Source organism: Labrys methylaminiphilus subsp. lupini (genome assembly GCF_051161885.1).
Lineage (GTDB): Bacteria > Pseudomonadota > Alphaproteobacteria > Rhizobiales > Labraceae > Labrys.
In genome coordinates this window covers 3,067,870-3,092,729 of record NZ_JBMDIH010000001.1, presented here as the reverse complement: position 1 = coordinate 3,092,729, position 24,860 = coordinate 3,067,870, and the positions used below count along the sequence as shown (strand labels likewise).

General features: G+C 63.0%; 27 protein-coding genes. 8 read left to right on the top strand and 19 right to left on the bottom strand.

Annotated elements, in window-relative coordinates; all coding sequences use genetic code 11:
- Positions 1 to 127 precede the first annotated feature (127 nt).
- Positions 128 to 955: a phosphonate metabolism transcriptional regulator PhnF gene (gene phnF, locus ACN6KF_RS14470; RefSeq protein WP_434957505.1), complete on the top strand. Its 828-nt coding sequence runs from the start codon at positions 128 to 130 to the stop codon at positions 953 to 955.
- 111 nt (positions 956 to 1,066) lie between these two features.
- Here the strand turns inward: phnF and ACN6KF_RS14465 are convergent, their stop codons facing one another.
- The 3 genes from ACN6KF_RS14465 to ACN6KF_RS14455 all read right to left on the bottom strand — a co-directional run bounded on the left by ACN6KF_RS14465 (position 1,067) and on the right by ACN6KF_RS14455 (position 2,748).
- Entirely contained in the window at positions 1,067 to 2,107 is a 1,041-nt protein-coding gene (locus tag ACN6KF_RS14465) for a lysine-2,3-aminomutase-like protein (protein ID WP_434957504.1), read from the bottom strand.
- A 291-nt stretch (positions 2,108 to 2,398) separates the two neighbouring features.
- Entirely contained in the window at positions 2,399 to 2,623 is a 225-nt protein-coding gene (locus ACN6KF_RS14460) for a hypothetical protein (protein ID WP_434957503.1), read from the bottom strand.
- Positions 2,620 to 2,748 (bottom strand): hypothetical protein, encoded by a 129-nt coding sequence (locus tag ACN6KF_RS14455; RefSeq protein WP_434957502.1) that lies wholly within the window; start codon positions 2,746 to 2,748, stop codon positions 2,620 to 2,622. The genes ACN6KF_RS14460 and ACN6KF_RS14455 overlap by 4 nt, the downstream gene beginning before the upstream one ends.
- 74 nt (positions 2,749 to 2,822) lie before the next feature.
- Between ACN6KF_RS14455 and ACN6KF_RS14450 the strand changes: the two genes are divergently transcribed.
- Positions 2,823 to 3,503, top strand: coding sequence for an ArsR/SmtB family transcription factor (locus tag ACN6KF_RS14450; protein ID WP_434957501.1), 681 nt, complete (start codon positions 2,823 to 2,825; stop codon positions 3,501 to 3,503).
- Between the two features lie 3 nt (positions 3,504 to 3,506).
- On the opposite strand, the gene phnE (ACN6KF_RS14445) is transcribed toward ACN6KF_RS14450, so the two are convergent.
- The 4 genes from phnE (ACN6KF_RS14445) to phnC form a co-directional block, all read right to left on the bottom strand.
- Positions 3,507 to 4,400 carry a phosphonate ABC transporter, permease protein PhnE gene (phnE, locus tag ACN6KF_RS14445; protein ID WP_434957500.1) on the bottom strand — a complete coding sequence of 298 codons (894 nt, stop codon included), beginning with the start codon at positions 4,398 to 4,400 and terminating at the stop codon, positions 3,507 to 3,509.
- Entirely contained in the window at positions 4,397 to 5,278 is an 882-nt protein-coding gene (gene phnE, locus ACN6KF_RS14440; protein WP_434957499.1) for a phosphonate ABC transporter, permease protein PhnE, read from the bottom strand. The genes phnE (ACN6KF_RS14445) and phnE (ACN6KF_RS14440) overlap by 4 nt, the downstream gene beginning before the upstream one ends.
- Positions 5,279 to 5,400: 122 nt before the next feature.
- Complete coding sequence (gene phnD, locus ACN6KF_RS14435; protein WP_434957498.1) at positions 5,401 to 6,333, bottom strand: phosphonate ABC transporter substrate-binding protein; 933 nt, start codon at positions 6,331 to 6,333, stop codon at positions 5,401 to 5,403.
- Positions 6,334 to 6,393: 60 nt separating this feature from the next.
- Complete coding sequence (gene phnC / locus ACN6KF_RS14430) at positions 6,394 to 7,218, bottom strand: phosphonate ABC transporter ATP-binding protein (protein WP_434957497.1); 825 nt, start codon at positions 7,216 to 7,218, stop codon at positions 6,394 to 6,396.
- A 204-nt stretch (positions 7,219 to 7,422) separates the two neighbouring features.
- Here phnC and ACN6KF_RS14425 point away from each other — a divergent pair, with 204 nt between their 5' ends.
- Genes ACN6KF_RS14425 through ACN6KF_RS14415 form a run of 3 tightly spaced genes read left to right on the top strand, consistent with a single transcriptional unit; the run spans position 7,423 to position 9,000 of the window.
- Positions 7,423 to 8,067, top strand: coding sequence for an LbetaH domain-containing protein (locus tag ACN6KF_RS14425; protein ID WP_434957496.1), 645 nt, complete (start codon positions 7,423 to 7,425; stop codon positions 8,065 to 8,067).
- 4 nt (positions 8,068 to 8,071) lie between these two features.
- Positions 8,072 to 8,530 carry a MaoC family dehydratase gene (locus ACN6KF_RS14420; protein WP_434957495.1) on the top strand — a complete coding sequence of 153 codons (459 nt, stop codon included), beginning with the start codon at positions 8,072 to 8,074 and terminating at the stop codon, positions 8,528 to 8,530.
- Positions 8,527 to 9,000 carry a MaoC family dehydratase gene (locus ACN6KF_RS14415; protein ID WP_434957494.1) on the top strand — a complete coding sequence of 158 codons (474 nt, stop codon included), beginning with the start codon at positions 8,527 to 8,529 and terminating at the stop codon, positions 8,998 to 9,000. The genes ACN6KF_RS14420 and ACN6KF_RS14415 overlap by 4 nt, the downstream gene beginning before the upstream one ends.
- A gap of 34 nt (positions 9,001 to 9,034) precedes the next feature.
- On the opposite strand, the gene ACN6KF_RS14410 is transcribed toward ACN6KF_RS14415, so the two are convergent.
- The 10 genes from ACN6KF_RS14410 to pgeF all read right to left on the bottom strand — a co-directional run bounded on the left by ACN6KF_RS14410 (position 9,035) and on the right by pgeF (position 20,950).
- Entirely contained in the window at positions 9,035 to 9,691 is a 657-nt protein-coding gene (locus ACN6KF_RS14410; protein WP_434957493.1) for a class I SAM-dependent methyltransferase, read from the bottom strand.
- Positions 9,692 to 9,699: 8 nt separating this feature from the next.
- A complete protein-coding gene (locus tag ACN6KF_RS14405; protein ID WP_434957492.1) occupies positions 9,700 to 10,980 on the bottom strand; it encodes a BtaA family protein in 1,281 nt (426 codons plus the stop codon).
- Positions 10,981 to 11,104: 124 nt separating this feature from the next.
- Positions 11,105 to 11,530 (bottom strand): DUF6636 domain-containing protein, encoded by a 426-nt coding sequence (locus ACN6KF_RS14400; protein ID WP_434957491.1) that lies wholly within the window; start codon positions 11,528 to 11,530, stop codon positions 11,105 to 11,107.
- A 379-nt stretch (positions 11,531 to 11,909) separates the two neighbouring features.
- Positions 11,910 to 13,559 (bottom strand): ABC transporter ATP-binding protein, encoded by a 1,650-nt coding sequence (locus tag ACN6KF_RS14395; protein WP_434957490.1) that lies wholly within the window; start codon positions 13,557 to 13,559, stop codon positions 11,910 to 11,912.
- A gap of 9 nt (positions 13,560 to 13,568) precedes the next feature.
- Positions 13,569 to 14,693 (bottom strand): ABC transporter permease, encoded by a 1,125-nt coding sequence (locus ACN6KF_RS14390; protein WP_434957489.1) that lies wholly within the window; start codon positions 14,691 to 14,693, stop codon positions 13,569 to 13,571.
- Positions 14,686 to 15,609: an ABC transporter permease subunit gene (locus ACN6KF_RS14385; protein ID WP_434957488.1), complete on the bottom strand. Its 924-nt coding sequence runs from the start codon at positions 15,607 to 15,609 to the stop codon at positions 14,686 to 14,688. Before ACN6KF_RS14385 ends, ACN6KF_RS14390 begins: the two co-directional genes overlap by 8 nt.
- 223 nt (positions 15,610 to 15,832) lie before the next feature.
- Positions 15,833 to 17,428 (bottom strand): peptide ABC transporter substrate-binding protein, encoded by a 1,596-nt coding sequence (locus ACN6KF_RS14380; RefSeq protein ID WP_434957487.1) that lies wholly within the window; start codon positions 17,426 to 17,428, stop codon positions 15,833 to 15,835.
- A gap of 417 nt (positions 17,429 to 17,845) precedes the next feature.
- A complete protein-coding gene (locus ACN6KF_RS14375) occupies positions 17,846 to 18,814 on the bottom strand; it encodes a ribose-phosphate pyrophosphokinase (protein ID WP_434957486.1) in 969 nt (322 codons plus the stop codon).
- Positions 18,815 to 18,986: 172 nt separating this feature from the next.
- Complete coding sequence (locus tag ACN6KF_RS14370; protein WP_434957485.1) at positions 18,987 to 20,135, bottom strand: M24 family metallopeptidase; 1,149 nt, start codon at positions 20,133 to 20,135, stop codon at positions 18,987 to 18,989.
- Positions 20,136 to 20,164: 29 nt separating this feature from the next.
- A complete protein-coding gene (gene pgeF / locus ACN6KF_RS14365; RefSeq protein ID WP_434957484.1) occupies positions 20,165 to 20,950 on the bottom strand; it encodes a peptidoglycan editing factor PgeF in 786 nt (261 codons plus the stop codon).
- Between the two features lie 179 nt (positions 20,951 to 21,129).
- Between pgeF and ACN6KF_RS14360 the strand changes: the two genes are divergently transcribed.
- On the top strand, positions 21,130 to 21,705 hold the full coding sequence (locus ACN6KF_RS14360; RefSeq protein ID WP_434957483.1) for a DUF992 domain-containing protein: 576 nt from the start codon (positions 21,130 to 21,132) through the stop codon (positions 21,703 to 21,705).
- A gap of 17 nt (positions 21,706 to 21,722) precedes the next feature.
- Here ACN6KF_RS14360 and ACN6KF_RS14355 read toward each other — a convergent pair whose 3' ends face one another.
- Complete coding sequence (locus tag ACN6KF_RS14355; RefSeq protein ID WP_434957482.1) at positions 21,723 to 22,823, bottom strand: class I SAM-dependent methyltransferase; 1,101 nt, start codon at positions 22,821 to 22,823, stop codon at positions 21,723 to 21,725.
- On the bottom strand, positions 22,820 to 23,683 hold the full coding sequence (lgt, locus tag ACN6KF_RS14350) for a prolipoprotein diacylglyceryl transferase (RefSeq protein WP_434957481.1): 864 nt from the start codon (positions 23,681 to 23,683) through the stop codon (positions 22,820 to 22,822). The genes ACN6KF_RS14355 and lgt overlap by 4 nt, the downstream gene beginning before the upstream one ends.
- Before the next feature lie 110 nt (positions 23,684 to 23,793).
- Between lgt and ACN6KF_RS14345 the strand changes: the two genes are divergently transcribed.
- The gene (locus ACN6KF_RS14345; protein ID WP_434957480.1) at positions 23,794 to 24,048 is read left to right on the top strand and encodes an accessory factor UbiK family protein; all 255 of its coding nucleotides are present in this window, start codon (positions 23,794 to 23,796) and stop codon (positions 24,046 to 24,048) included.
- A gap of 179 nt (positions 24,049 to 24,227) precedes the next feature.
- Complete coding sequence (locus ACN6KF_RS14340; RefSeq protein ID WP_068288472.1) at positions 24,228 to 24,728, top strand: type III secretion system chaperone family protein; 501 nt, start codon at positions 24,228 to 24,230, stop codon at positions 24,726 to 24,728.
- The last annotated feature ends 132 nt before the right edge of the window (positions 24,729 to 24,860 follow it).

Below are 24,860 nucleotides of genomic sequence, written 5' to 3'. Positions count from 1 at the left end.
GAGGATTCATTCATGACGGAACCATGGGGGTTGCCTTCGGTCACAACAGGCTGGGCTCGAAACAGGGCTGGCGAAGCAAGTTGTCTAGTGATATAGACAACTATATGAGGAACCTTGCAACGCTTCCATGACAAAACCAGTCCCGACCCGGAATTTTTCGCCGCTGGGCGCAGTAGACGATCGCGCCGCCGCTGAAGGCACGGTTTTGCCGGGCGATGGCATCGCCATGGATGGTGCGGTCTTTCGCGGCGATGGTATCGCGGCCTGGCGCAAGATTGCCGATCTCGTCGAGGCCGAGATTGTCGGCGGCATGCTGGCGCCCGGCGCTCAATTGCCGACGGAGGCCGTGCTGGCCGCCCGTTTCGGCGTCAACCGGCATACGGTACGCCGCGCTCTGAGCGAGTTGGCCGGTAAAGGCCTCGTGCGCACTGCGCAGGGCAGGGGCACTTTCGTCGAACTTTCCCGTCTCGCCTATCCGATCGGCGCGCGCACCCGTTTCAGCCAGAACATGGCCCAGGAGGGGCGCGAAGCGGGGGGCACGATGTTGGAAGCCAGCGAAGTCCAGGCCGATCCGCGTCTCGCAAGCCTTCTGGCGATCGCGCCCGGCAGTCTCGTGCTCAGGCTGCTGACCCTGCGTTCGGCGGATGGCGTGCCGATCGCGTTCGGCAGCACTTTCCTGCCTCTGCCGCGCTTTGTCGGCTTCGCCGATGCCTATCGTCGCTTCGGGGCCGTGACACCGGCCTTGGCCGAATGCGGCGTCGACGACTACAAGCGCCAGGCGACGCGTCTGGGCGCCCGTTTTGCCTCTCCAGACGAGGCAGCCAGGCTGGACATTGCGGCGGGCCGCCCGGTACTGACGGTGGAGGGCGTCAATGTCGATAGTGACGGTGTGCCGATCCAGGCGATTTTCAGCCTCTTCGCCGCCGACCGTACCGAAATCGTGGTCCAGAACTGACGGTAACACCTAGAGCGTTTTCCAGAAAAGTTGATGGACTTTTCGATGAAGAAAACGCGTTAAAACAAAGAGTTAGAGAAGAATGACAATTCGGGGAAAAGTCATTTTGCTCTAGCCCCGATAGGCGTGCACGCCGCCACGCGGGTCCGTGACGAGATGGCCGTCTTCGCTCTCGGCTGCAAGATAGCTCGGTCCAATCGGCACCTTGCCGTGGCCGCCGGGAATGTCGAGCACATAGGTGGGCTGGCCGAGGCCGGTGAGGCTGCCGCGCAGCTCCCGCATCACCGCCTGGCCCTCGGCGATGCTGGTGCGAAAATGGCCGGTGCCCTTGGCGAGGTCGCCATGGTGCAGATAATAGGGCTTGATGCGCAGGCCGAGCAGAGCCCGGAAGAGGGCCGATAGCGCTTCGGCCGTGGCATTGACACCCTTGAGCAGCACGGTCTGGCTGACCATGGCGACGCCCGCCTGCACCAGCCGCGTACAGGCCTCCCGCGCGGCGGGAGTGAGTTCGCGCATATGGTTGGCGTGCAGGGCGACGAACACGCCCTTCGGGCTGTCGAGGTTTTCGATGAGTTCGGCGGTGATCCGTTCGGGGGCTACCACCGGCACGCGCGTATGAAACCGGATCACCCCGATATGGTCGATGGCCGATAGTGCTTTGACGATCCGGCCGATGCGCCGCGGCGACAGCGCGAAAGGATCGCCGCCGGTGACGATGACCTCGAAGATCGCAGGATTGTTGGCGATGTAAGCCAGGGCTGCGTCGAGTTCGCTGCTGGTGAGCGTATCGCCCTCCGGCCCCACCATTTCGCGGCGGAAGCAGAAGCGGCAATAGACCGGGCAGACATGCAGCGGCTTGAGCAGGACACGGTCGGGATAGCGGTGCACGATGCCCTTCACGGGCGAGAAGGCGTCATCCCCGATCGGATCGGTGAGTTCGTCCGGGCTCGATATCAGTTCGCGGCCGGTTGGCACGAACTGGGCGGCGATGGCATCGTCCTGGGGAGAGCCGGTGATGAGGTCGGTCATCGCCGGGGTGATCGCCACCGAGTAACGCCGCGCCACCTCTTCAATGTCGAGACGCTCAGCCGAGGAAATGAGCCCGCTGGCTTCCAGATCGGAAGCGCTCCGAAGGCTGGAATGCTTGTTCATTTCGATGCTCTTGCCATGATGCCGGCTGGATCGCCACGGCGAGGCAGCCCTTTAGCAGGCAATGGCTGGATATGCCAACCCAGGAACAAACAGGCGTTTCCGCCATAGGCGCTAACTTTGCGAGTGGAGGCGTAGGTAGCGTGGAGGGTCGATCTCCACAGCTCCATCAATTGATGGAGCTGTGGAGATCGACCCTCCAATCTGGTGCCACCACCCAAAGTTAGCGCCTATGGGCGTTTCCGCTAAAATGCGTTTTGCCGAAAACCGGTCTCCACTTTTCGGCGCGATGCTCTAGCGATAGCGATCGATCAGGTCTCGGGCGCAGGCGGCAGGCTGGGGCGGGTCGTTTTTCCCATGACCGTCGATCACGCCGATGTCGCGCAGCAACCGATCGGAGAGACCGTGCAACCCCTTCTTCGGCATTGCCGGCGGTGTTGTCGGCCGTGGCTTGCTCCCCTCCGTCTCGCTCCCTCGCAAACAAGATCGCTCAATCCATCCAATCTGAGCCATCGTCATGGCTCGATCTCCAAATTGCCAAGGTCTCCGGCGTTGTCGGCCCCATGGGCCGTCGTCGCCGATCCCTCATGCGGCGCAAGCCTGAAGGGGGCGACGTCATGGCGGGTGAAGCAGGCGATCATCATGGTGTCCCGGGTTGAAAGCGACCGGGACAGGCTAGGCGATTGAACAGCGTCGATGCTTCGGCTATGGTCGTAGTATGAAAGACGGACCGATGATCGCCTCGGTTGCCGCCCTGATCGGCGATCCGGCGCGCGCCAACATGCTCACTGCGCTGATGGACGGCCGGGCGCTGACGGTGAGCGAACTCGCCGAGGCCGGTGGCATCAGCCTTCAGACGGCCAGCGGCCATCTCGCCAAGCTCGATGCCGCCGGCCTGCTCTGCGCCGAAAAGCAGGGGCGGCACCGCTATTTCCGCCTGTCCGGCCACGACGTGGCCCAGGTCCTGGAAGCCCTGATGGGATTGGCCGAGCGCACCGGTGCGATAAGAGTGCGGACCGGCCCGCGTGACGAAGCCATGCGGACGGCCAGGATCTGCTACGACCATTTGGCCGGAGCACGCGGTGTTGCCCTGCTGGATGGCTTCGTGTGTCAGGGCTTGATCAGCGGCGACGAGGATCCCGTGGTTACGGCGATGGGCAAGGATTTCTTCGTCGGGCTCGGGCTCGACGTCCCGGGCATGGCCAGGAGCCGGCGCCCTGTCTGCCGACGCTGCCTCGACTGGAGCGAACGCCGCAGCCATCTCGGCGGCGCCCTTGGCGCGAGGCTCCTCGACTGGGTGATCGAGCGCGATTGGGCCCGACGCAAGGAGGGGCGTGTGATCGCCTTCACGCCCATCGGCGCGAAGGCGTTCGATGCAACATTCGGCCTGGCGGGGTAGGCCTCAGGGCCGCTGCGGCTGGCCGATGATCGCAAGTCGGAGACGCGACGAAATCACGTCGATGACGGCGACAGTGACGAGGATCATGAAGATCAGCACACCAAGCGGCGGCAGGTCGAGCACCCGCAGCAATTCGGCGAGATACTGGCCGACCCCGCCGGCTCCGACGATGCCGATGATGGTGGCCGAGCGCACATTGGATTCGAAGAAATAGAGCACCTGGCTCGCCATGACCGGCAGGACCTGCGGGATCAGGGCGAAACGGATGCGGTGGATCCGATTGCCTCCCGTGGAGAGCACGCCCTCGCTCGCCTTGTTGTCGGTGGTTTCGATGGCTTCCGAGAACAGTTTGCCGAAGGCGCCGAAATCGACGCAGATGATGGCGAGCACGCCGGCAAACGGACCGAGGCCGACGACGCCGACCCACACCAATGCCCAGATCAGCGCATCGACGGACCGGATCACATCGAGGCTACGGCGGACGGCAAAGCGGACGAAGACATTGGGGATGACGTTGCGTGCCGCCAGGAAGGCCACGGGCGCAGCCAGCACAGCCGCTGTGAGCGTGCCGGCAAAGGCGATGGCGAGCGTCTCGGTGAGAGCCTCCACGAAGAACCAGAACTTACCCTCGTCATTGGGCGGGAACATCTGCACGACGAAGGTGCCGAGCCGCGAAAGCCCGCTGAAGAACCGCTCCGGCGTCACCTCAAGCCGGACCATGGCGACGACGGCAAGGGCGAGCAGGACGACTATCACGCCTCCGGCCAGGAAACGTGTCCGCCAGGAGGTTTCGAAATGGGCACGGTGGCGGGCTGCCACGGAGGCGAGCCTTTCGGGGCTGAGGGAGGCGAGAGGGCTTGCCGACCGCGGTGCCGAGCCGTTGATGCCGTTGTTCATGGTGTCGCCTCCTGACCGATCAGACCATGGCGCAGCTTCTCGGTGGCGAAATCGATGATGAAGACCGTGACGATGATCATCAAAAGAATGGCGCTGACGTCGGCATAGGCGAAGGTACGGATGGCGACCAGGAGTTCCTGGCCGATGCCGCCCACGCCGATGAAGCCCATCACGCCGGCTTCCCTGACATTGATCTCGAAGCGGAGCAGGGAATAGGAAGCGAAGTTCGGCAGGGTCTGGGGCAACACGGCAAAGCGTATGCTTTCCAGCCAGGATCCACCGGTGGCGACAGTGCCCTCGACCGGCTTCATGTCGGCATTCTCGACCACTTCGGCAAACAGCTTGCCGAGCGCGCCCATGGTGTGGATGGCGAGTGCCAGTGCGCCGGCCATCGGCCCGGACTTGAAGGCGATCAAGAAGATCATGGCGAAGACGATCGTCGGCACCGTGCGGCAGAACTCAAGCCATCGGCGCACCAGCGCGCGCAATAGCCGGCTACGCGTCAGATTGGCGGCAGCCGCAAAGCACAGGAGGAACGCACCGAGCACGCCGAGCAGCGTGCCGAGATAAGCGACGAGCAGCGTATCGCCGAGCAGCACCAGCCATTTGCCGAAGCCCCAATACCATTCCCTGACATCGCCGACGAAATTGCCGGGGCTGAGCGGCGGGGCGATGCGGCTGAAAAAGGAGGTGAAGTTGCCAAGATGGGTCCACAGGAAGCCCGGCCGGATCGCCGCCACATGGGCCGAAAGGGCGTAGAGGCCGATGCCGACGATGACGGCGAGCCAGATCCTGCGTTTCTTGGCAGCAATGGTTGCCTGATAGGCCCTGAGCAGGGCTTGGGCTTGCGCCTGGGGCAGGCTATTGATAGCCGGCAATTGTGTATCCTCCTGCCTGGTCGAACGCGCGCGGTTCCAATGGAAATCCACCTGGCGAAATCCGCTTGCGCAAAGGGCGCGCACCTTTCGGTGCGCGCCCTTCATTGCGTCGTTGCGACCCCTTACTGGGTCTTGCGAAGCGCATCGTTGAACTTCACCATGTCGACGATCGGCTGATATTCCTTGGCGCTGATCGCAGTGAGTTCGAGATCCTTGCCGTCGGAAAGCTTATCGAAATTGGCCTTGTCGTTCTTGGCGTAGTCGATCAGGGCAGCGCCGATCTTCTTCTTCAGATCGTCGGGCAGCGAGGCGAGCACCGTATAGGGGCCTTCGGGCAGGAAGGGCGTCTTGTAGATGACGCGGAAGTCGCCCTTGGTCATCGGGGTGCCGTCATCCTTCTTGAGGATGCCGCGGCTGAGCATGCGGGTCAGGTTGGAATCGTCTTCCGAGTTCCAGCTGTTGGCGGCAGCATCTGCGGTACCCTGGGCGAGGGCCAGCACGGCATTGTCATGACTGCCGGCGAAGACGACCGAGGAGAAGAACTTGTCGACGTCGATGCCCTGGCTGTGGAGGCCGAAGCGCGGCGCATTGTTGCCGGAGGTCGAGTTGGGGTCGACGAGGGCGAGCTTCTTGCCCTTGAGATCCTCGATGGTCTTGTAGGGGCTGTCGGCCTTCACATAGATCACCGAATAGTAGCCGGTGAGGCCATTGTTGTGGCGGGGAACGGCGACCGGCTCGGTGGCCACGCCGGTGATGATGGCGCGGGCGTAGGAGGCCGGGCCGTACCAGGCGATCTGGGCAAAGCCGGCGCGCTGGGCTTCGATCACGGCGGCGTAGTCGTTGGCGATGTTGAGCTTGACCGGCACGCCGACCTGCTTGGCGATGTAGTCGGCCAGCGGCTGGTAGCGGTCATTGGTGGTGGAGGCATTCTCGGCCGGGATGACGGCAAGCGTCAATTCGGGATACTGGGCCTTCCAGTCCTCGGCCTGGGCGGTACCGGCGGCAAAGCTCATGGCTGCTGCGGCAAGGCCGAGCAGCGTGCGGCGCGAAAGCATAGGTCTCTCCTGTCGGAAATATCGTGTTCTTGTGGCTCTTGAAGATGCGCAGCCGGCCTGTCAGGCCGCGACGCTGGCAGGGCGAGCCAAACCTGCCGAGTTTGTGTCGCCTGCCCATTTGGCGTCGGCATCGGCATCCATGACTTCGCCGGCCTCGAGGCCGTAGAGGTCGCGCGCTGCATCGGCGGTGAGCATGGCGGGGGCGCCGTCGAACACCACCCGGCCGGCGGACATGCCGATCAGGCGGTCGCAATAGCCGCGGGCGAGATCGAGCGAATGAAGATTGCAGATGACGGTGATGCCGAAATGCTTGTTGATGCGCAGCAGCGCATCCATCACGACCTTGGTGTTGCGCGGATCGAGCGAGGCGATCGGTTCGTCCGCCAGGATGATCGAGGGTTCCTGCACCAAAGCGCGGGCGATCGCCACGCGCTGCTGCTGGCCGCCGGACAGGCTGTCGGCACGCTGGCCGGCGAGATTGGCGATGTCGAACTGCTCGAGCGCAGCGAGCGCCATGGCCTTGTCCTCGAGGCCCCACAGCTGCAGCACGGCACTGGCGGTCGAGACCTTGTTGAGGCGGCCCATCAGCACATTGGTGAGCACGTCGAGGCGGCCGATCAGATTGAACTGCTGGAAGATCATGGCGCAGCGCGCACGCCAGTCGCGCAGGGCCTGGCCGCGCAGGGCCGTGACATCGACGCCGTCGCAGGAGATCGTGCCCTCGCTCAGATCGACGAGACGGTTCAGCATGCGCAGCAATGTCGACTTGCCGGCACCCGAACGCCCGATTACGCCGATGAAGGCGCCGGGCGCGATTTCCAGATTGACGTCCGCGACGGCAGCCTTGCCGCCGAAGCGCCTGGAAACTCCTTTGATCGCCAGCATGAACAGATCCCTTCTCGTGCAGCTTTCCGAAGTCGGTAACGCTGGGCCATTACAGAGGGATGGCAGTTCAATGATGTTTCGGTGACGATCCCCCGCGGATGTCGCGGGCCTATGCGACAGATCGGGCGCTCCGGCGGATTCTTGTCACGTGGCTGTCGCAGCGGAGTGGGAAGCAGGGCCTTTCCATCACCGTTGGATCGCCCTTTGCCCAAACTCAGCCTGACGCCTTTCGTCGACCCGGCGGCTTTGATTTCCGCAAGCCGGCTCGGGCGCTACACCGAAGTAGGTCCCCGCACCAGCCTGCATGAGGTCGAACTCGGTGACTATTCCTATGTCGTCAACGATTCGGACATCGCCTACAGCCATATCGGCCGTTTCGTGTCGATCGCGGCCCATACGCGCATCAATCCGGGCAATCACCCGATGGACCGCGCGAGCCAGAGCCATTTCAGCTATCGCGCCTCGGCCTATTTCGAAGGCGAGAGCGACGAGGACGACTTCTTTGTCTGGCGCAGGGAACATGACGTCCATATCGGCCATGATGTCTGGATCGGCCATGGCGCGATCGTGCTGCCGGGGCGCCGCATCGGTATCGGCGCCGTGGTGGGGGCCGGCGCCGTGGTCACCCGGGACGTGGAAGCCTACACCATCGTCGCCGGCAATCCGGCACGGCCGATCCGCCGTCGTTTCGAGGAAGCGATTGCCGACCGCCTGCAGGCCCTGGCCTGGTGGAATTGGTCGCACGAGACCCTGCGCGCCGCCTTGCCCGACTTCCGTAAGCTCCCGGTCGAGGCCTTCCTCGACAAATATCAGGCTCTTGCCGTTGAGGGTCTAATCGGTCCATCCTGAGGGCATGGCTGATACCCTGCTCCATTTCGAAGATTTCCCGGTCGGCGAGATTGCCACCTACGGATCGTACAAGCTGACGCGCGAGGCCATCCTCGCTTTTGCCAGGGAATACGACCCCCAGCCGTTTCATCTCGATGATGAGGCGGCAAAAGGCACCATGCTGGGCGGGCTCGCCGCTTCCGGCTGGCATGCCTGCTGCATCTTGATGCGGCTCAACTGCGATGGCTTCATGCTCGGCTCCACCTCGATGGGCGCGCCCGGCATCGACGAGGTCAAATGGCTGGCGCCGCTCCGCCCGGATGTCACGCTGAGCGTTCGCCGCACGACCCTGGAGGCGCGCGCTTCCAAGAGCCGCCCCGAGATGGGCCTGGTGAAGTTCCTGTTCGAGCTCGTGGCTGATGGAAAGACGGTGGTGACCACCCAGACCGGCTCCATCATGTTCGGCCGGAGGCTGGCGGCATGAAATATTTCGAGGATCTCGCCATCGGCGATACCGACGAGATCGGTGCCTTCACCTTTTCGGTCGAGAACATCAAGCGCTTTGCGGTGCTCTACGATCCCCAGCCCTTTCACGTCGACGAAGCGGCTGCGGCGGCCAGCCATTTCGGCGGCCTGGTGGCGTCGGGCTGGCAGGTTGCCGCGGTCTGGATGAAACTCCTGGTGGCGCATCAGGAGGTCGAGATCATCAGGGCGCGCCAACTCGGCAAGCCGGTGGTCAAGCTCGGCCCGTCACCGGGCTTTCGCAACATGGTCTGGGCCAAGCCGGTGCATGCTGGTGATACGCTGCGCTACAGCGTGGAGATCACGGGCAAGAAGGAGAGCGCTTCCCGTCCCGAATGGGGCATCGTCTCGATGCTGAGTTCAGCCATCAACCAGCATGGCGAGCAGGCCTTCCGCTTCGAGGGCACGGTGTTCTGGGAAAGGCGGGGGTAAGGGAAATATAGCGTGCCCCGCAATTGGCTCGAACCTATGTCATTATGGCCGGCCTCTCCAGTTCCGCATAGAAGGCGTAGCCACGGTAGAGGTCTTTGGTCCGAAGCCGCAGTCCCTCGCGGCTTGCGAGGTCCGCCAACGCTGTGGGCAATGCCGCGATGGGATGGACGTGGAAGCGTGCCAGCCAGGCGAAGAGCAGGCGCTTGAACCAGCCAGGCAGGCCCTCCTGCTGGCCGAAATCCACGATCAGAAGGCGCCCGCCTGGGTTCAGGCCGGCAATGGCACGTTCCAGTACGGCGCGCCAGTCGGGGATCATCGAAAGCGTATAGGAAATGTAGATGCGCTCGAAACCCTTGCGCCTGAGCTGTCCAGGCGAAAAGCGGGTGGCATCGGCCTCGGCCACGGTGACTCGCGCCAGGCGATTGCGGTCGAGCGAGTGCCGGGCCGTTTCGAGCATCGCCGTCGAAATGTCGAAGCCGTAAAGTGGTGTGGCGGGATAGCGCCTGGCTACGGCGATGAGGTTGCGGCCGGTGCCGCAACCGATTTCGAGAATCGCATCGCTGGCGGCCGGTCGCAGCGAGGCGATCAGGTGATCCCGGCCGAGCAGATAATATTTGCGCGTGAGATCGTAGATGTAGCGCTGGTGGCGATAGATCCGGTTCATCGCCGCCGCAGCATCGCCTGTCTGCATCTCGATGCTCAATGGAGGGCTCGCAGCTCGTAGAGATGGAAACCGCCATAGATCGCGGAACGGTCGTGGGCGGTCCAGGCTCGGCAACGCTCGCGGTCATAGGACCAGCGTGCCAGCAAGTCGGCGGGGATGCGGCCCGGGAGCAGGCTCTCCTCGGCGGCGGTACGGAAGATCACCCGGGCGCCGGGGCGGGCAGTCCGGGTGATCTCGCTCCACAGCTTGGTGAGGATGACATCGGTCATCCAGTCCTGCGCATCGAGCAGCACATAGGCGTCGAGGCTGGCTGCTGGCTGGGCCTTGAGGTGGTCGATCAGGTTGACGTGGCGCACCTCGATGCGGTCGGCCCGATCGCGCACGGCCTCATAGGCGGCGCGCTCGAGATAGGGCGGCACCGGCCCGTCGCCCTCCGGTTTGTAGCCGCGGCCGAAGGCCTGCCAGGCAAAATAATTGTCCTTGAGGTCGAAATCGCAGGCGAGACGCTCCAGTCGTTCGCGCAGCACATCGGCAATGCCTTCCCCGTCGGCGGCGGCGCCGGCCAGGGCGTCATACTGTTCCGGCGGAATGCCCAGGCCATAGAGCGAGGCCCGCCGGCGGGTCAGCCATTTGATATGCGGGCGATCGAACAGGGGAGCGATGCGCTCGTCGAAGACACGACGCTGCTCGGCGAGGTCGCGGGCTGCCAGCAGGTCGGCCGGATCGATGCGATGCAGCCGTCCGATCAGGTGGCCGAGACCAATGAAACGGCCGAGCAGGCCATAGCGATAGAGGTTCTTGCCGAAATAGCCGATGCGACGGCGGCCAAGCAGGTCGCGGCCATCCCAATAGGCGCGTGTCTCGGCATCGAGATGCGGACGAAGCGCGGTTTCATAAGCCGAGACATTGCGGCGCTGATCGGCGCGCGCAAAGAAATCGTAGAAGGTGGCATGATCCGGCAATTGCTGGGCCGCGGCGATCTTCAAGCGATTGAGCGCGATGTGATGGCGGTTGAGATCGACGGCGGTGATCGAGGCCGGGCCGGCCTTGAGATAGCTCATCACGTTGCAGCCGCCCGAGGCGATTGCGACCAGCCGATCGTCGGGCTTCAGCGCCAGCGCTTCCATGTCGATTTCGGGGTCTTCCCAGATCTGGGCGTAGACGAGGCCGCTGAAAGCCAAGGTGAAAAGCCGATCCTGGATGCCGCGCAATGACAACAGCCGATGGTGCTCCACGGCTTGTTTGACGTGGCCCTGCTTGGCTTGGCCCTGGCTCTTGGCTCGTGCCTGTGTCCCGATGCTGTTCACATCCGTCATCCCCAGCCGCTCCTTCGTCGAATCCAGGTTGCGTGATGGGATTCGCGGATAAGACCAAGCGATGACGGGGGGATGACAGGGGCTCTTCAAAGCGACGTGGAGGCGACAGCTTTCCGCTGCCTCCTCAGTAGGCCAACAGTTTGGCCCGGCTGATGAAGAAGCCGTGGCCGTCTCGTCTGCGGCAGGTCAGGCCATCCTCGGCCGAGACGCATTTGAAAGGGCCATTCTCCCAGGTCTGACCATAGCCGACAGTGGTGTCGCCGTCACAGCAGAAGGGATCGCTGATATCCTTGTAGATGGCGCCTTTTCCGCTCGGCCCGAGAATGATCCGCGCGGGTGATTGCTTCTCCCTTTCGCAGCTCAGGGTCGGCAATTCCAATCCCGCGCTCGCGCCCTCGCCCTCGCTCTGCGGAATGAAGCGGCAGGAAATATTGCCGCTCGGCATGGCAAAGCTCACCATCGAATCGTCAGCCAGGGCCGGCACGCTCAAGGTGGTAGGCATGAGTGACAGCGCGAGGGTGACGGGCAGGATGAATCTGGGCTTCTTCATTTGATATTTCCGTTGGAAACACAGGCGGGGGAAGACGAAGAATGATGCTCTGCAAGCGTGATGGGGCGAAGTTTCGAAGGATACTCACGACACCCCCCGGCACTACAGCCGCAGTTCACGTTTGAAGGGGATATACGGAGCGTCAGCCTCCTGGCTGACGCTCCGTATATCCCGCCTCCTTAGGGCTCGTCCGCCGATAATAGAATCGAATTGGCTCGACCTTTGTCATTGCCGGGTTTGACCCGGCAATCCAGCTCCTTCCAGGTATCGAAGACGGGGCCGCTGGATGCCCGGGTCAAGCCCGGGCATGACAAAGGAGGCATTTCAATTATTTTCGGACAATGCTTTACCTGTTCAAACGCAACTGTCGTGCCAGGCCTCAAACCGTATTCGTGGCCTCGACGCGCTCCTTGCCCAGCGCCGCCGCCATCAGGGTCTGGGTATATAGTTCCCGCGGCGCATCGAAGATCTGGGCGGTCGCCCCTTCCTCGACGATGCGGCCTTCCTTCATCACCACGACATAGTCGGACAAGGCCCGCACCACCGATAGATCATGGCTGATGAACAAGTAGGACAGGCCATGCGTGGCCTGCAGTTCGCGCAGCAGTTCGACGATCTGTTTCTGCACCGAGCGGTCGAGTGCTGAGGTTGGCTCATCCAGCACCACCACCTTGGGCTTGAGGATCATCGCCCGTGCAATGGCGATGCGCTGGCGCTGGCCACCGGAGAATTCATGCGGATAGCGGTTGCGGGCGGCAGGATCGAGACCAACCTCGGTCAGAGCCTGGATGGCCCGCTTGTCGCGATCGGCGGCCGATAGATTCGGCTCGTGCACCCTCAGGCCCTCGGTGACGATGGAACCCACCGACATGCGCGGAGAGAGCGAGCCGTAGGGGTCCTGAAACACCAGCTGCAGGGCGCGCCGCAGCGGCCGCATCTCGAACACGCTCGCTTTCGAGATGTCCCTGCCGTCGAAGCGGATGTCGCCCTCGCCGGAATTCAACCGCAACAAGGCACGCCCCAGGGTCGACTTGCCCGAGCCTGATTCACCCACGATGCCGATGGTCTGTCCCTGCTGCAGGCGCACGGAAACATCGTCCACCGCCTTCAGGTCCATGGCCTTGTGGCCGCCGAACATACTACCGCTGAGATGATAGGTGACCCGGATGTTGCGGCCCTCGAGCAGCACGGGGGCATCGGGCTGCGGTGGATCCTTGTGGCCTGACGGCTCGGCCGCCAGCAGCATCTTGGTGTAGTCGTGCCGGGGATTGTCGAAGACCTCTTGCGTGGTGCCGGTCTCCACCACTTCGCCACGACGCATGACATAGACGCGATCGGCGAAGCGCCGCACGATGTTGAGGTCGTGGCTGATGAAAACGATGGACATGCCCAGGCGCTGCCTGAGCTCGGCGAGCAGGGACAGGATCTGCGCTTGTACGGTGACGTCGAGCGCGGTGGTCGGCTCGTCGGCGATCAAGAGGTCGGGATCGTTGGCCAGTGCCATGGCGATCATCACGCGTTGACGCTGGCCTCCCGACATCTCATGCGGATAGGCATCCACCCGCCGCTCCGGATGGGGGATGCCGACGAGCTTGAACAGGTCGATCACTTTCTTGCGGGCTTGCTTGTAGCTGCCGCCGCGATGATGGACGATCGGCTCGGCAACCTGGCGCCCGACCTTGTAAAGCGGATCGAGCGAGGTCATCGGCTCCTGGAAGATCATGGTGATCTTGTCGCCGCGTACCTTGTTGAGCTCCCTCGGCGACAGGCCGAGCAATTCCCTGCCGCGATATTTGGCCGATCCACGCACTTGGCCGTTGCCGGCCAGCAAGCCCATCAGCGCCATCATGGTCTGGCTCTTGCCCGAGCCGGATTCGCCCACGATGGCGACGGTCTCGCCACTGTTGACCTTGAGGTCGATGCCCTTGACCGCCTTGACCGTGCCGTCGGGGGTGCTGAAGCTGACCTCCAGACCGCTGATGTCGAGGAGGGTGTCTGTCGTGTCCTGATCCGAGGGTGTCTGTTGCATCGGTCTTCCTCAGCGATCTTTGGGGTCGAAGGCGTCGCGCAGGCCGTCGCCGATGAAATTGAGGCAGAACAGGGTGGTGACCAGGAAGATGGCTGGGCAGATCAAGAGGTAAGGCGCTGCTTCCATGGAATCGGCGCCTTCCTTGATCAGCGCCCCCCAACTGGTCAGAGGAGCCTGCACGCCGAGCCCGAGGAAGGAGAGGAAGCTTTCCAACAGGATGATGCGCGGAATACGCACCGTCAGGAACACCAGCACCGGGCTCAGCGTGTTGGGAATGATGTGGCGGCGGATCACCGCGCCCTCGCTGAGCCCCAGGGCGTGGGCTGCCGAGATGAAATCGCGCCGCTTCAGCGACAGGGTCTGCCCCCGCACGATGCGGGCCATATCGAGCCACTCGATGGCGCCGATGGCAACGAAGATCAGCCAGAAGTCGCGCCCGAAGGAAGCCACCAGCAAGATGACGAAGAACATGAACGGCAGCGAATAGAGGATCTCGACGAAGCGCATCATCAGATTGTCGGTACGCCCGCCGATGAACCCCGAAACAGCGCCGTAGGTGACGCCGATGATGAGACTGACCAGGCTGGCGAGCAGGCCGACGAGCAGCGAGACCTGGCCGCCGATCATGATCCTGGTCATCAGGTCTCGGCCATTGCCATCGGTGCCGAGCAGGAAATACTGGCCATTGATGTCGCCCTGCATGACCACCGTGCGGCCGTCGTCCCGGGTCTCGGTGACCTTGGTGTTCCGGAACTCGTCGATACGATCGACATAGCGGGTGGCGCGCGGATCGATCGACCGGCTGGAAGTCAATGTCGCCGTGAACTGCGTGCCTGAGGTCTCGAAAGATTGGACCTGCAGACGGGCCTGGGAGGCCGCCCGCTTCATGGCCTCCTCGAGTGTCGCGTGCTTGGGATAAGGCGAGAGGCTGGGGGGAACCTTGACGTAGGACCCGTAGACCTGGTCGTAGCCATGAGGCGAAAAAAACGGCCCCAGCACGGAAAAGAGCACTATGGCCGCAAACACGAACAGGCTGACCATGGCGGCCTTGTTGCGGCGGAGGCGGAGCCAGGCAAGCTCGACCAGACTGCGGCTGCGACGAGGGGCGCTTGTTGTCAAATTCGTCTCAGTCATTGCGCACCCTCGGATCGAGCCAGGCGTAGAGCAGGTCGACGATCAGGTTGAAAACGATGATGAAGACCGAGACCAGCACGACGGTCCCCATCACCAGCGTATAGTCGCGGTTGAGCGCACCTTCGACGAAATCCTTGCCGACACCGGGGATGCCGAAGACCTTCTCGACCACCACCGAGCCCGTCAGGAGCGAGGCGGCGGCGGGGGCAAGGTAAGTGACGATCGGCAGGACGCCGGCCCGCATGGCGTGGCCGATAATGGTCAGCTTGGCCGGCAAGCCATAGGCCTTGGCCGTGCGGATATGGTCGGCATGCAAGGCTTCCAGCATGGAACCGCGCATCAGGCGGGCAAACGTCGCCAGCTCCGGCAGAGCCAGGGTGATCATCGGCAGGAGCAGGTAGCGAAACGAACCGTCGCCCCAACTGCCGGTCGGCAGCCAGTGCAGGGTTTGTCCGAAGAGGAGCGCAAGGACCGGACCGATGACGAAATTGGGGACGGTGATGCCGATATTGCCGATCGCGGTCACGGCGACATCCACGATCGAATTCTGGCGTAGAGCGGCAATGGTGCCGATGAGAATGCCGCCGACGACAGCCAAGAGCAATGCCATGCCGCCAAGCTGCAAAGAATATGGCAGTTTTTGAAGTATGATTTCGGAGACCGTATAATCACGATAGACATAGCTGGGGCCGAAATCGCCCCGCAATACATTCCAGATATAGTTTAAGTATTGTTTCCAGACCGGGTCATCGAGATGATAGACCCGGTTGAGGTTGTCCATGATCTGCGGTGGCAGCGGGCGGGCAAGATTGAAGGGGCCGCCTGGTACCTGCCGCATCAGGAAGAAGGAAAGCGTGATGATCACGAACAGGGTCGGAATCGCGCTCGCCAGGCGCTTCAGTACGAATGAAAGCATGACATTGCCTCGGATTGGCTGCCCGCGAAGCGTTCAGGCCTGGCATCAGCGAGGCGAGCGCGCTTCCCTAGAGCAAAGCGCGTTTAAGTGGAAACGCTTCTTAGCTCTAACTCTTTGTTCGGACGCGTCTTTGCGATTCTTGCCGACCCCGCTAAATCGCAAAACGCTTTAGCCGCGGATGAGAGGCAGGCGGTTGGGCCACCTGCCTCTCACATACGGCGTTTCATTCCTTGGTGAGGAAACGCGTGCCGTGGTGGTTGGCGAGGTTGTCGTGCCAGCCCTTGACCTTCTTGGAGACCAGCCAGGGGTCGTTGTAGACCAGCAGAGGCGTGACGGAGGCGTCGCGCAGCAGCATGGCTTCGGCGTCATGCAGGATCTGCATGCGCTTGGGCACATCCCGCTCGGCGAAGGACTTGGCCATCAAGGCATCGAATTCGGGATTGTTGTAGTGGCCGTAGTTGAAGACCTTGTTGGTGGAGACACCCAGGGTCAGGAAGTTCTCCGGATCGGCATAGTCGGCGACCCAGCCGGCCCGGGTGATGTCGAAACTGTTGCCTTGCTGCAGATAGGCGTAGTGGGACTTGAGATCGGAATTGAGCATGGTGACCTCGGCGCCGAGGCCCTTCCACATATCGGCGATCGCCGTGGCGACTTTCTTCCAATTCTCATTGGTGTTGTAGCGGATCTCGACCTTGAGCGGCTTGCCGCCCGGACCGTAACCGGCTTCTTTCAGCAATTCCTTGGCCTTATCCTCGCGGTCGAGCTGAGGCATGTCGGCGAAGTCGGCCTTGGCCGGCGTGTAATTGACGATGCCGTCCGGGATCCAGCTATAGAGCGGCTGATAGACGCCGTTCAGCACGTCATTGGCCAGGAAGTCGCGGTCGATAGCCATGGCAAAGGCCCGTCGGACCCGGACATCGTCGAAGGGGGGCTTGCGGGTGTCGAAGGCATAATATTCGCTCGACGTCGATGGCGAGACGTGAACCTCGTCGCCGACCTTCTCCTGCAGGAACTTGCGCTGATCGGCCTGGAATTGATAGGCGAGGTCGAGCTCTCCGGCGAGGAAGCGGCGTTGGATGGCGGCCTGGTCCTCGCTCGGATAGGCAACGACGCGATCGATCTTCACATTTGCCGCACCCCAGTAGTTGGGGTTCTTGACAAAGGTGAGGTGGTCGCCTGGTATCTGCTCGGTGACCGTATAGGCACCGTTCGACACCAGATTGCCCGCCTTGGCGAAGTCGCGGCCATATTTCTCGACATTGGCCTTGTTCACCGGCACCACGCTTTGATGAGCCAGGAGTTCGGGGAAAAAGGGAACCGGACTTTCGAGGGTGATTTCCAGCGTGCCGGCATCGATGGCCTTGACCCCGAGAGTATCGACCGCTGCCTTGCCGGTGTTCACCGCCTGAGCATTCTTGATCGGATAGGACAGGCTGGCATATTCACCGGCTTCCTTGGGATCGAGATTGCGCCGGAAGCTATAGACGAAATCTTCCGCCGTGACCGGATCGCCGTTCGACCACTTGGCACTGGATCTCAATTTGAAGGTGTAGACGAGCCCGTCCGGGGAAACCGTCCAGCTTTCGGCGACGGCGGGACCCACCTTGCCGGCGCCGTCATAAGCGGTGAGACCTTCGTAGAGGTCGTCGATGATGAACTGCTCGATATTGGTGGTTGTGTGGATAGGATCCAGCGATTGAGGTTCGCCGCCAAGGCCCTTGTTCAGCACTGTTTCGGCCGAGGCCGGCAGGGCCGTGCCGCCGAGCATGCCGATGGCGAGCAGGGCGCCGAACAGGCGCGTTCGAATAATCGCTGTCATCCTGATTTCCCCTTGAAGCCAGTTGTTCCGGCTATTGGTTGAAGGCTGGCAGTAAAGGCTCTCGCGTTCGCTACGGCAACCCGCGATTTTCGACGGGGAGAGGAAGGGTAGTGCTGCGCGCGCCGCGTGCAGGGGAACAGTATGTCGAAGGGTATAGTGATCGTCTGAAAATTGCGGATGGCCGGGATACGACGCAATATTCGCCATAACCGACTGCGCTTTGTGCCTTCTGCGTTGCGGAGACTGATGGCGCGAAGATCTGGCTGAAATATGGGGATAAGCCACGGACAACCTGGCCGCGAGTGGCGCGGCAGGGCGCAGCCCCGATGTCGAGCCCATAGGAAGCTGAACCGCCGCGAGAAGGAGGCTGCGCGGGCGGTTCTGAAAAAGCCAATCCGAACGGAGGGACAGGCGGGCTCAGTTGAACAGGCTGGAGACGCTCTCTTCGGATGCGGTACGGCCGATGGCCTCGCCGATCAGCGGCGCGATCGAGATGACGCGGATATTCTGGGCCACGCGCACGGCCTCGGTCGGCATGATCGAGTCGGTGATCACCAGTTCGCGCAGCTTGGAGGAGGCGATACGGGCAACTGCGCCGCCCGAAAGCACACCATGCGTGATGTAGGCCAGCACGTCCTTGGCACCACGTTCCAGCAGAGCCTCGGCGGCGTTCACCAGCGTGCCGCCGGAATCGATGATGTCGTCGATCAGGATGCAGGTACGGCCCTTGACGTCACCGATCACGTTCATGACCTCGCTCTCGCCGGCGCGTTCACGGCGCTTGTCGACGATGGCGAGGGGGGCGTCGATGCGCTTGGCGAGAGCGCGGGCGCGCACCACGCCGCCGACGTCGGGCGAGACCACCATGAGCTTTTCGAGCTCCATGCGGGCCTTGATGTCGCGTTCCATCACCGGGGCGGCGAAGAGGTTGTCGGTGGGAATGTCGAAGAAGCCCTGGATCTGCCCGGCATGCAGGTCGAGGGTCAGCACGCGGTCGGCGCCGGCATGGGTGATCAGGTTGGCGACCAGCTTGGCCGAGATCGGCGTACGGCCGGAAGCGCGGCGATCCTGCCGGGCATAGCCGAAATAGGGGATCACCGCCGTGATGCGCCGTGCCGAGGAGCGGCGCAGGGCATCGGTGATGATCAACAATTCCATCAGATGGTCGTTGGTGGGGAAGGAGGTCGACTGGATGACGAAGACATCCGCACCGCGGACATTTTCCTGAATCTCGACGAAGATCTCCATGTCAGCGAACCGCCGCACCGAGCACTTCGTCAGGGGGGTTTTCAGATAGGTCGCAATCGATTCGGCCAGTGCACGATTCGAATTGCCGGCGACGAGCTTGATCTCGCCCGAACCGTGGCCCCTGTCACCTGCCGCCATGAAGCCGGCTCCCACTTTGAGAAAAATGCACCCGGCTCTTAGCAACTGGCCGCCCCGCATACAATGGGGGCGTCACAAGGAGTTCACACTTGCATGGCTGGAATGCGTGCGGATTGGGATGATTTGCCGCTGTTCCGATGCCCGGTCGGGCCTGGGCGGCCTTCCCGTCGCATCAGCGCATCTGCAATCCGGCATCGGCTCCGTTCAGCACTTCGCTGCCGTTCTGGGTCGTCAGGCTGGTGCGCCCGAGGCACATGGCGGTGCCGCTGTCGGAATCCATCAGGATCATATGGGCGAACATCACCATGCCCGGCTCCAGCACCCAGTCATTGCCTTCATAGAACATCGGCCGGTCCATCCAGGACGGCGTGAACTTGGCGCCGAGCGAATAGCCGCAGGCGGCAAGCCGATGGTTTTCAAGCCCATGCGAATCCATCACCCGAGCATGGGCGGCGAAGACGTCGCCGGCTGTGCGCCCCGGCCGAATCTCAGCCTCGCAGGCGAGAAGGGCTTCATGCGCAGCCGTGTAAAGCTCGCTGTGGCGGGGCGAGACGTCGCCCACGGTGACCGTGCGCATCAGCGCCGCATGATAGTGCCTGTAGACGCCGGCGAATTCGAGCGTGATCTGGTCGCGCTCGGCGAGCTTGCGGCGGCCGCTCTTGTAGCGGCAGAGCAGGGCGTCGCGTCCTGAACCGATGATGAACTCGTTGGCGGGGTAGTCGCCGCCAGCCGAGAAGATGGCATTGTGCTGGGCTGCGAGGATATCACCCTCGTCCGCGCCAGGAAACACGGCGGCGATGCCGGCCGCATCGGCGGCATCCGAGAGGCGGGCCGCTTCGCGCACATAGGCGATTTCGGCAGCCGACTTGACGGCTCGCAGATGGGCGATGACATCGGAGGCATCGATCAGTTCGAAATCGCCGGCGAAGGCCGCCTCCAGCTTGCGGCCATTGGCATGGGTGAGGCCGTAGGAATCGAACTCCGCGCCGATGCGGCCGCCGGTCACGCCGAGATCGCGCACCATGGCCAGGAGCTGCTGGGCCGGAGTTGCATCCTTGCTATCCGTCCAGATGCGGATGTCGCTGAGAATCGAGGTGTGCTGGGCCTGGCGCAGATCGGCCGTCCGCGTGAGCAGGGCCATCGTGCCGTCGGCGCGGACCAGCAGGGACTGGAAGAAGCAGAAACCGAACGTATCGTAGCCGGTGAGCCAATACATGCTCTCCTGCGCAAAGAGCAGCATGGCGTCGAGCTTGCGCGCGGCCATCTCGGCCTGCAGGCGCTTCAGGCGCGCGGCGAATTCATCGTTTGAAAAATGCAGCATGGCAGATCCTGCCTCGAATCCCGTTCCTGTCAGTCCACCAGAGCGATAGCATGCAGCAGGCGGCCATAATCGGGCTCCTTGCGATGGGTCACCCGGCGATAGGAGAAGAAGCGTTCCTCATCCTGATAGGTGCACAGCGCCATGTCCTCGAAGCGGCCGATCCCGGCGGCTGTGAGCCGCATGGTGATGTAGGCAGGCAGGTCGAACATGGCGTGGCCGGCATTGGGGCTCGGGCCAAAGAAACGTTCATTGGTGGTATCGGCTTCGATGAAGCGCTCCCTGAATTCGGGGCCGACCTCGTAGGCCGCGCGCGAGATCATGGGGCCAAGCACCGCGACGATGTCGCCGCGCGTGGCGCCGAGGCCCACCATGGCGTCGAGCGTGGTTTCGAGCACGCCTGTGAAGGCGCCCTTCCAGCCGGCATGGGCCGCGCCGATCACGCCGGCTTTTGCATCGGCGAACAGGACGGGACCGCAATCGGCGGTGGCGACGGCCAGAGCGAGATTGCGCTCGCGCGTCACCATGGCGTCGACCTTGGGCGCATGTTCGCGGGACCAGGGGGCGGTGACGGTGACCACGTTGGGCGAATGCACCTGATAGCAGGTGATGAAGCGGTCACGTGGCACGCCGAGGCTGTCGGCCATGCGGCCCCGGTTCTCACGGACATGATCGGGAACGTCGTCGGAGCCCGATCCTCCGTTGAGCGAGGCATAGATGCCGGCCGATACGCCTCCCTGGCGCGTAAAGAAGCCGTGGCGGATGCCGGGCAGGTCGAGGGCGGCGTGCTGGAGCGCGATGGCGGGCGAATCGGTCATGGCGGCAGGATCGGGAGGAAGGCGGGGGATGTCAAACGGGTGTCGGGAAGGAAGTCGATGCCAGCCAGGATTGTGACGCCGGCGATTTCGCTCCGGGAACCGTTGCGTTTTGAAGCCGTTGGTTCAAAGTGCTCAGCTATCTGGCCGTGGCCAGAAAGATTTGTTGAAATAGGTGCCCCATGAAAATCACGAAAATCCTGCCCGCCCTCGCGCTGGCGGCCTTGCTGGCGCCTGCGGCGGCCGGCTCCGCACAGGCGGCCGTCAGGACGGGAACGCTCACCTGCGATATCGGCGGCGGCATCGGCGTGGTGCTGGGTTCGCGCAAGTCGGTGTCCTGCCGGTTCTCGGACTTCAACGGCTACAGCGAACTCTATGATGGTACCATCACCAAGATCGGCGTGGATGTCGGTTTCACCTTCGGTGGCCGAATGGTCTGGGCCGTGTTCGAACCCTCCAATCGCCACGCGCCCTTGGGCGGCAATTATGCCGGCGTGTCGGCCGAGGCCAGCGCCGCGGTCGGTGTCGGGGCCAATGTGCTGCTCGGCGGCGGCAATGGCGGTGTGACGCTGCAGCCGATCTCGGTGCAGGGGCAGACTGGCCTCAACGCTTCGGCCGGCATTGGCAGCCTGCATATCCGCCCGGTCGCGGCGCCGGTGATCATTCAGTCTGAGCGGGTCTATCGCCCCCGCCACAAGGCGCATCGGCATCACTACAAGGCGAAGAAGCATCGCAAGAGCTGCCGCTGCAAGGTGTGAGGCTGACCGGGCCTTTCTCAGCTTCGTTGGGTTCCTGGCGCTGAAACGGCCAGCACCTTGAACAGCGAGCCCATGGCGCGCGGGGCATCGTCGGTGAGGCGTTCGAGCGCCTTGGCAATCGCCTCTGCCTGCTCCGGCGTGGCATGGCGGCCGAGATTGGCCGCCATCGGACGGATGCCGAGTTCGTTGAGGAATTGCGCCTGCGTGGCGAGGATGTCGATCGCAAGGCGCTTGTCGGCGGCGATCCGCGCCAGTGTCTCGAAACAGACATGGGTGGTGAGATCGGCTTCGCCGGGCCGGGCCAACGGGTCGACGAAGGCATGCGCCGCCATGGCCTGCAGCGTGTCGCCAACGCCGAATTCAAGATGGCCATAGTCGATGATCAGGGCAGCACCGCCAAATCGGGCGAGCCGATCGCAGAGGCCAGCCATCACCTGCGAACCGGCTTCCGGGTATTCGACGATGGTGCCGTCGAGTGCGGTGTTAGAAAGGGAAGGGGCCTGGCTGGCCGGCACGGGCTCGGCAGCGAGGCCGAAGGCCAGTTCGTCATCGACCAGGCCGACAAGACGTTCATGCCAGTGTCCGCTGCGATGGACCAGTTGATGCACGGGCAAGGCATCGAAGAACTCGTTGGCGATGACGATCGATGGCCCGTCCGGCAAGGTGGCGATGTCGTCGTGCCAGATCGGAGATCGGCCGGCGAGGCTGGGGCCGAGAGCCTCGGCCAAGATGGTGGCTTGGGCCTTGCGCAGCGTGGGGCTGGTCTCGACCAGATGCAGTTCGATGGCGGCTGCAAAGGCCGGCAGGACCTTGCCGATGGCACGCAGCGCATCCGCCATCAGCGTGCCGCGTCCCGGCCCCAATTCCACGAGGCCGATATGGGTGGGCGAACCCAGGATCATCCAGCGATGGGCAGCCCACAGGCCGAGGATCTCGCCGAACATCTGGCTGATCTCGGGAGCAGTGATGAAATCCCCGGCGGCGCCGAGCGGATCGCGCGTGATGTAATAGCCGTAACGGGGATGGCCGAGCGCGAGCGCCATATAGCGCGCTACGTCGATCGGCCCGTCCTGGCGGATGAGATCCTTGATTTCGCGGGCGAGCGGCGTTTCGCTCATGCCGATTTCGGTGTGTCGGAGGCCTTTGGCGCCTCGGGGCGATGCATCAGGGCGTAGATCACCAGGCCAAGGCCGGCCACGATCATCGGCAGGGAGTAGGCCTGGCCGATAGTCAGCACATTTTGAATCCACCAGCCGTCCGGCTCGCGATAAAGTTCGCTGAAGGAGCGGGCGGCGGCATAGCCGATACCGAACAGGCCGGCGATCAAGCCGGGCCGTTTCAAGGCGCCGAAGCGTGTCATGACGGCAAACAGCACGAACAGAGCAAGGCCCTCCAGAGCGGCCTCGATCAACTGGCTCGGATAGCGCGGCGTCGGTCCCTGTTGTGGCACCAGGGCGAAGGGGCTCGAAGGCGAGATCACGCCCCAGTAAGATCCCCAGGCTGGCCGACCCCACAATTCGTCATTGATGAAATTGGCGATGCGGCCGAGAAACAGGCCAATCGGCGCCACGCAAGCGGCAATGTCGAGATAGGACAGGATCGGAATCTTGTTGCGCCAGGCGAACAGGATGATCGCGAGGGCCGCGCCCAGGAAGCCGCCATGGAAGGCCATGCCGCCCTCCCAGACCTTGAAGATCTCGATCGGATTGGCGAGATAATAATCGGGCTCGTAAAGCAGCATGCCGAGCCGCCCGCCGACCACCACGCCGAGCGTGACCCAGATCAAGAGGTCGTCGAATTGCAGCTTGGTGCCAGGTTGTACCAGCCAGAGCCTGGCATTGCCGATCAGGCGACGTCCGTACCACCAGCCGCCGAGCAGGCCGAAAATATAGGCCAGCGCATACCAGCGGACGACGAGGGGGCCGATGCTGAAAATTTCGGGGTGGATGTAGGGGACGATGAAATATTGCTCAGGCATGGGTGCCTTTTGGTGACTAGAGGTGACAGCGTCAAGGCAGAAGCTTCTATCGGGGCCAAGCTTTTATCGAAGTCTGGCCCGTGCTATCGACGCCGCAAAGGAGTTTCGTGATGCCACAGCAATCCGGCCGTATCTATGACGAGTTCGCCAAATTGATGACCGACGCCGCCGGCGTAGCCCAGGGCGTGCGCCGGGAAGTCGACAGCGTCGTGCGCAGCCAGGCCGAGCGCATCATGCGCGATCTCGACTATGTCCGCCGCGACGAGTTCGACGCCGTGCGCGAGATGGCGATCAAGGCCCGCGACGAAAACGAACGTCTCGCCGCCCGTGTCGCCGAGCTCGAGGCCAAACTTGCTGCACGCTGAGCGCAAGACTGTCCCGCCGTGCGACAATAAGACCGGCTAAGAATGAGAGGCCTCCTTGTGGACGGCGGGAACGAATCCTTGCCGATTCAGCCCGAATGCCTGAACTCTCCCCTCACAGGCTGCGTATCGATCGGTGTTCGCAGCGCCAATGCGCCTCCTCGGAGGCGCCGGGAGTTGCAATGTCGGTAATCGAGCTCCAGAGCGAGCGGGCCGGTCATCCGGTTGATCTCGTCGAACATCTGGCGAGTCTTCATGACTGGGCTTTCGACAGACTCGGCGAAGATGAGATCTCCATCGTCGTGAAGGGGCATGGGTGCGACTATGCTGTCTCCTTCACCTGGATGGACGATATCGAGTCGCTGCATCTGGCCTGCTCCTTCGACGCCAAGATTCCCAAGCGTCGCCACGCCGATCTCCTGCAGACGATTGCGCTCGTCAACGAACAGTTGTGGATCGGCCATTTCGACGTCTGGAACGCTGATCAGGTCATCATGTATCGCCATGCCCTGTTCCTGGCCGGCGGCGCCGAGGCCACGCCGCGCCAGTGCGAAGCCCTGATCGAGATCGCGGTGGAAACTTGCGAACGCTATTTCCAGGCCTTCCAGTTCGTGATCTGGGCCGGCAAGACCCCCAAGGAAGCGCTCGAGGCCGTGCTGTTCGAGACCGTGGGCGAAGCTTGATGTACGGTTGCATGGTCGTTTGACCGAGCGCGGGAAACGCGGAGTGTTGGCCTCTGGTCGACAAATGTCAGCCGGAGGCTGACACTCCCGACACCCTTTCCCCCTCGGCATTCCCCATTCGCAGGAGTTTTT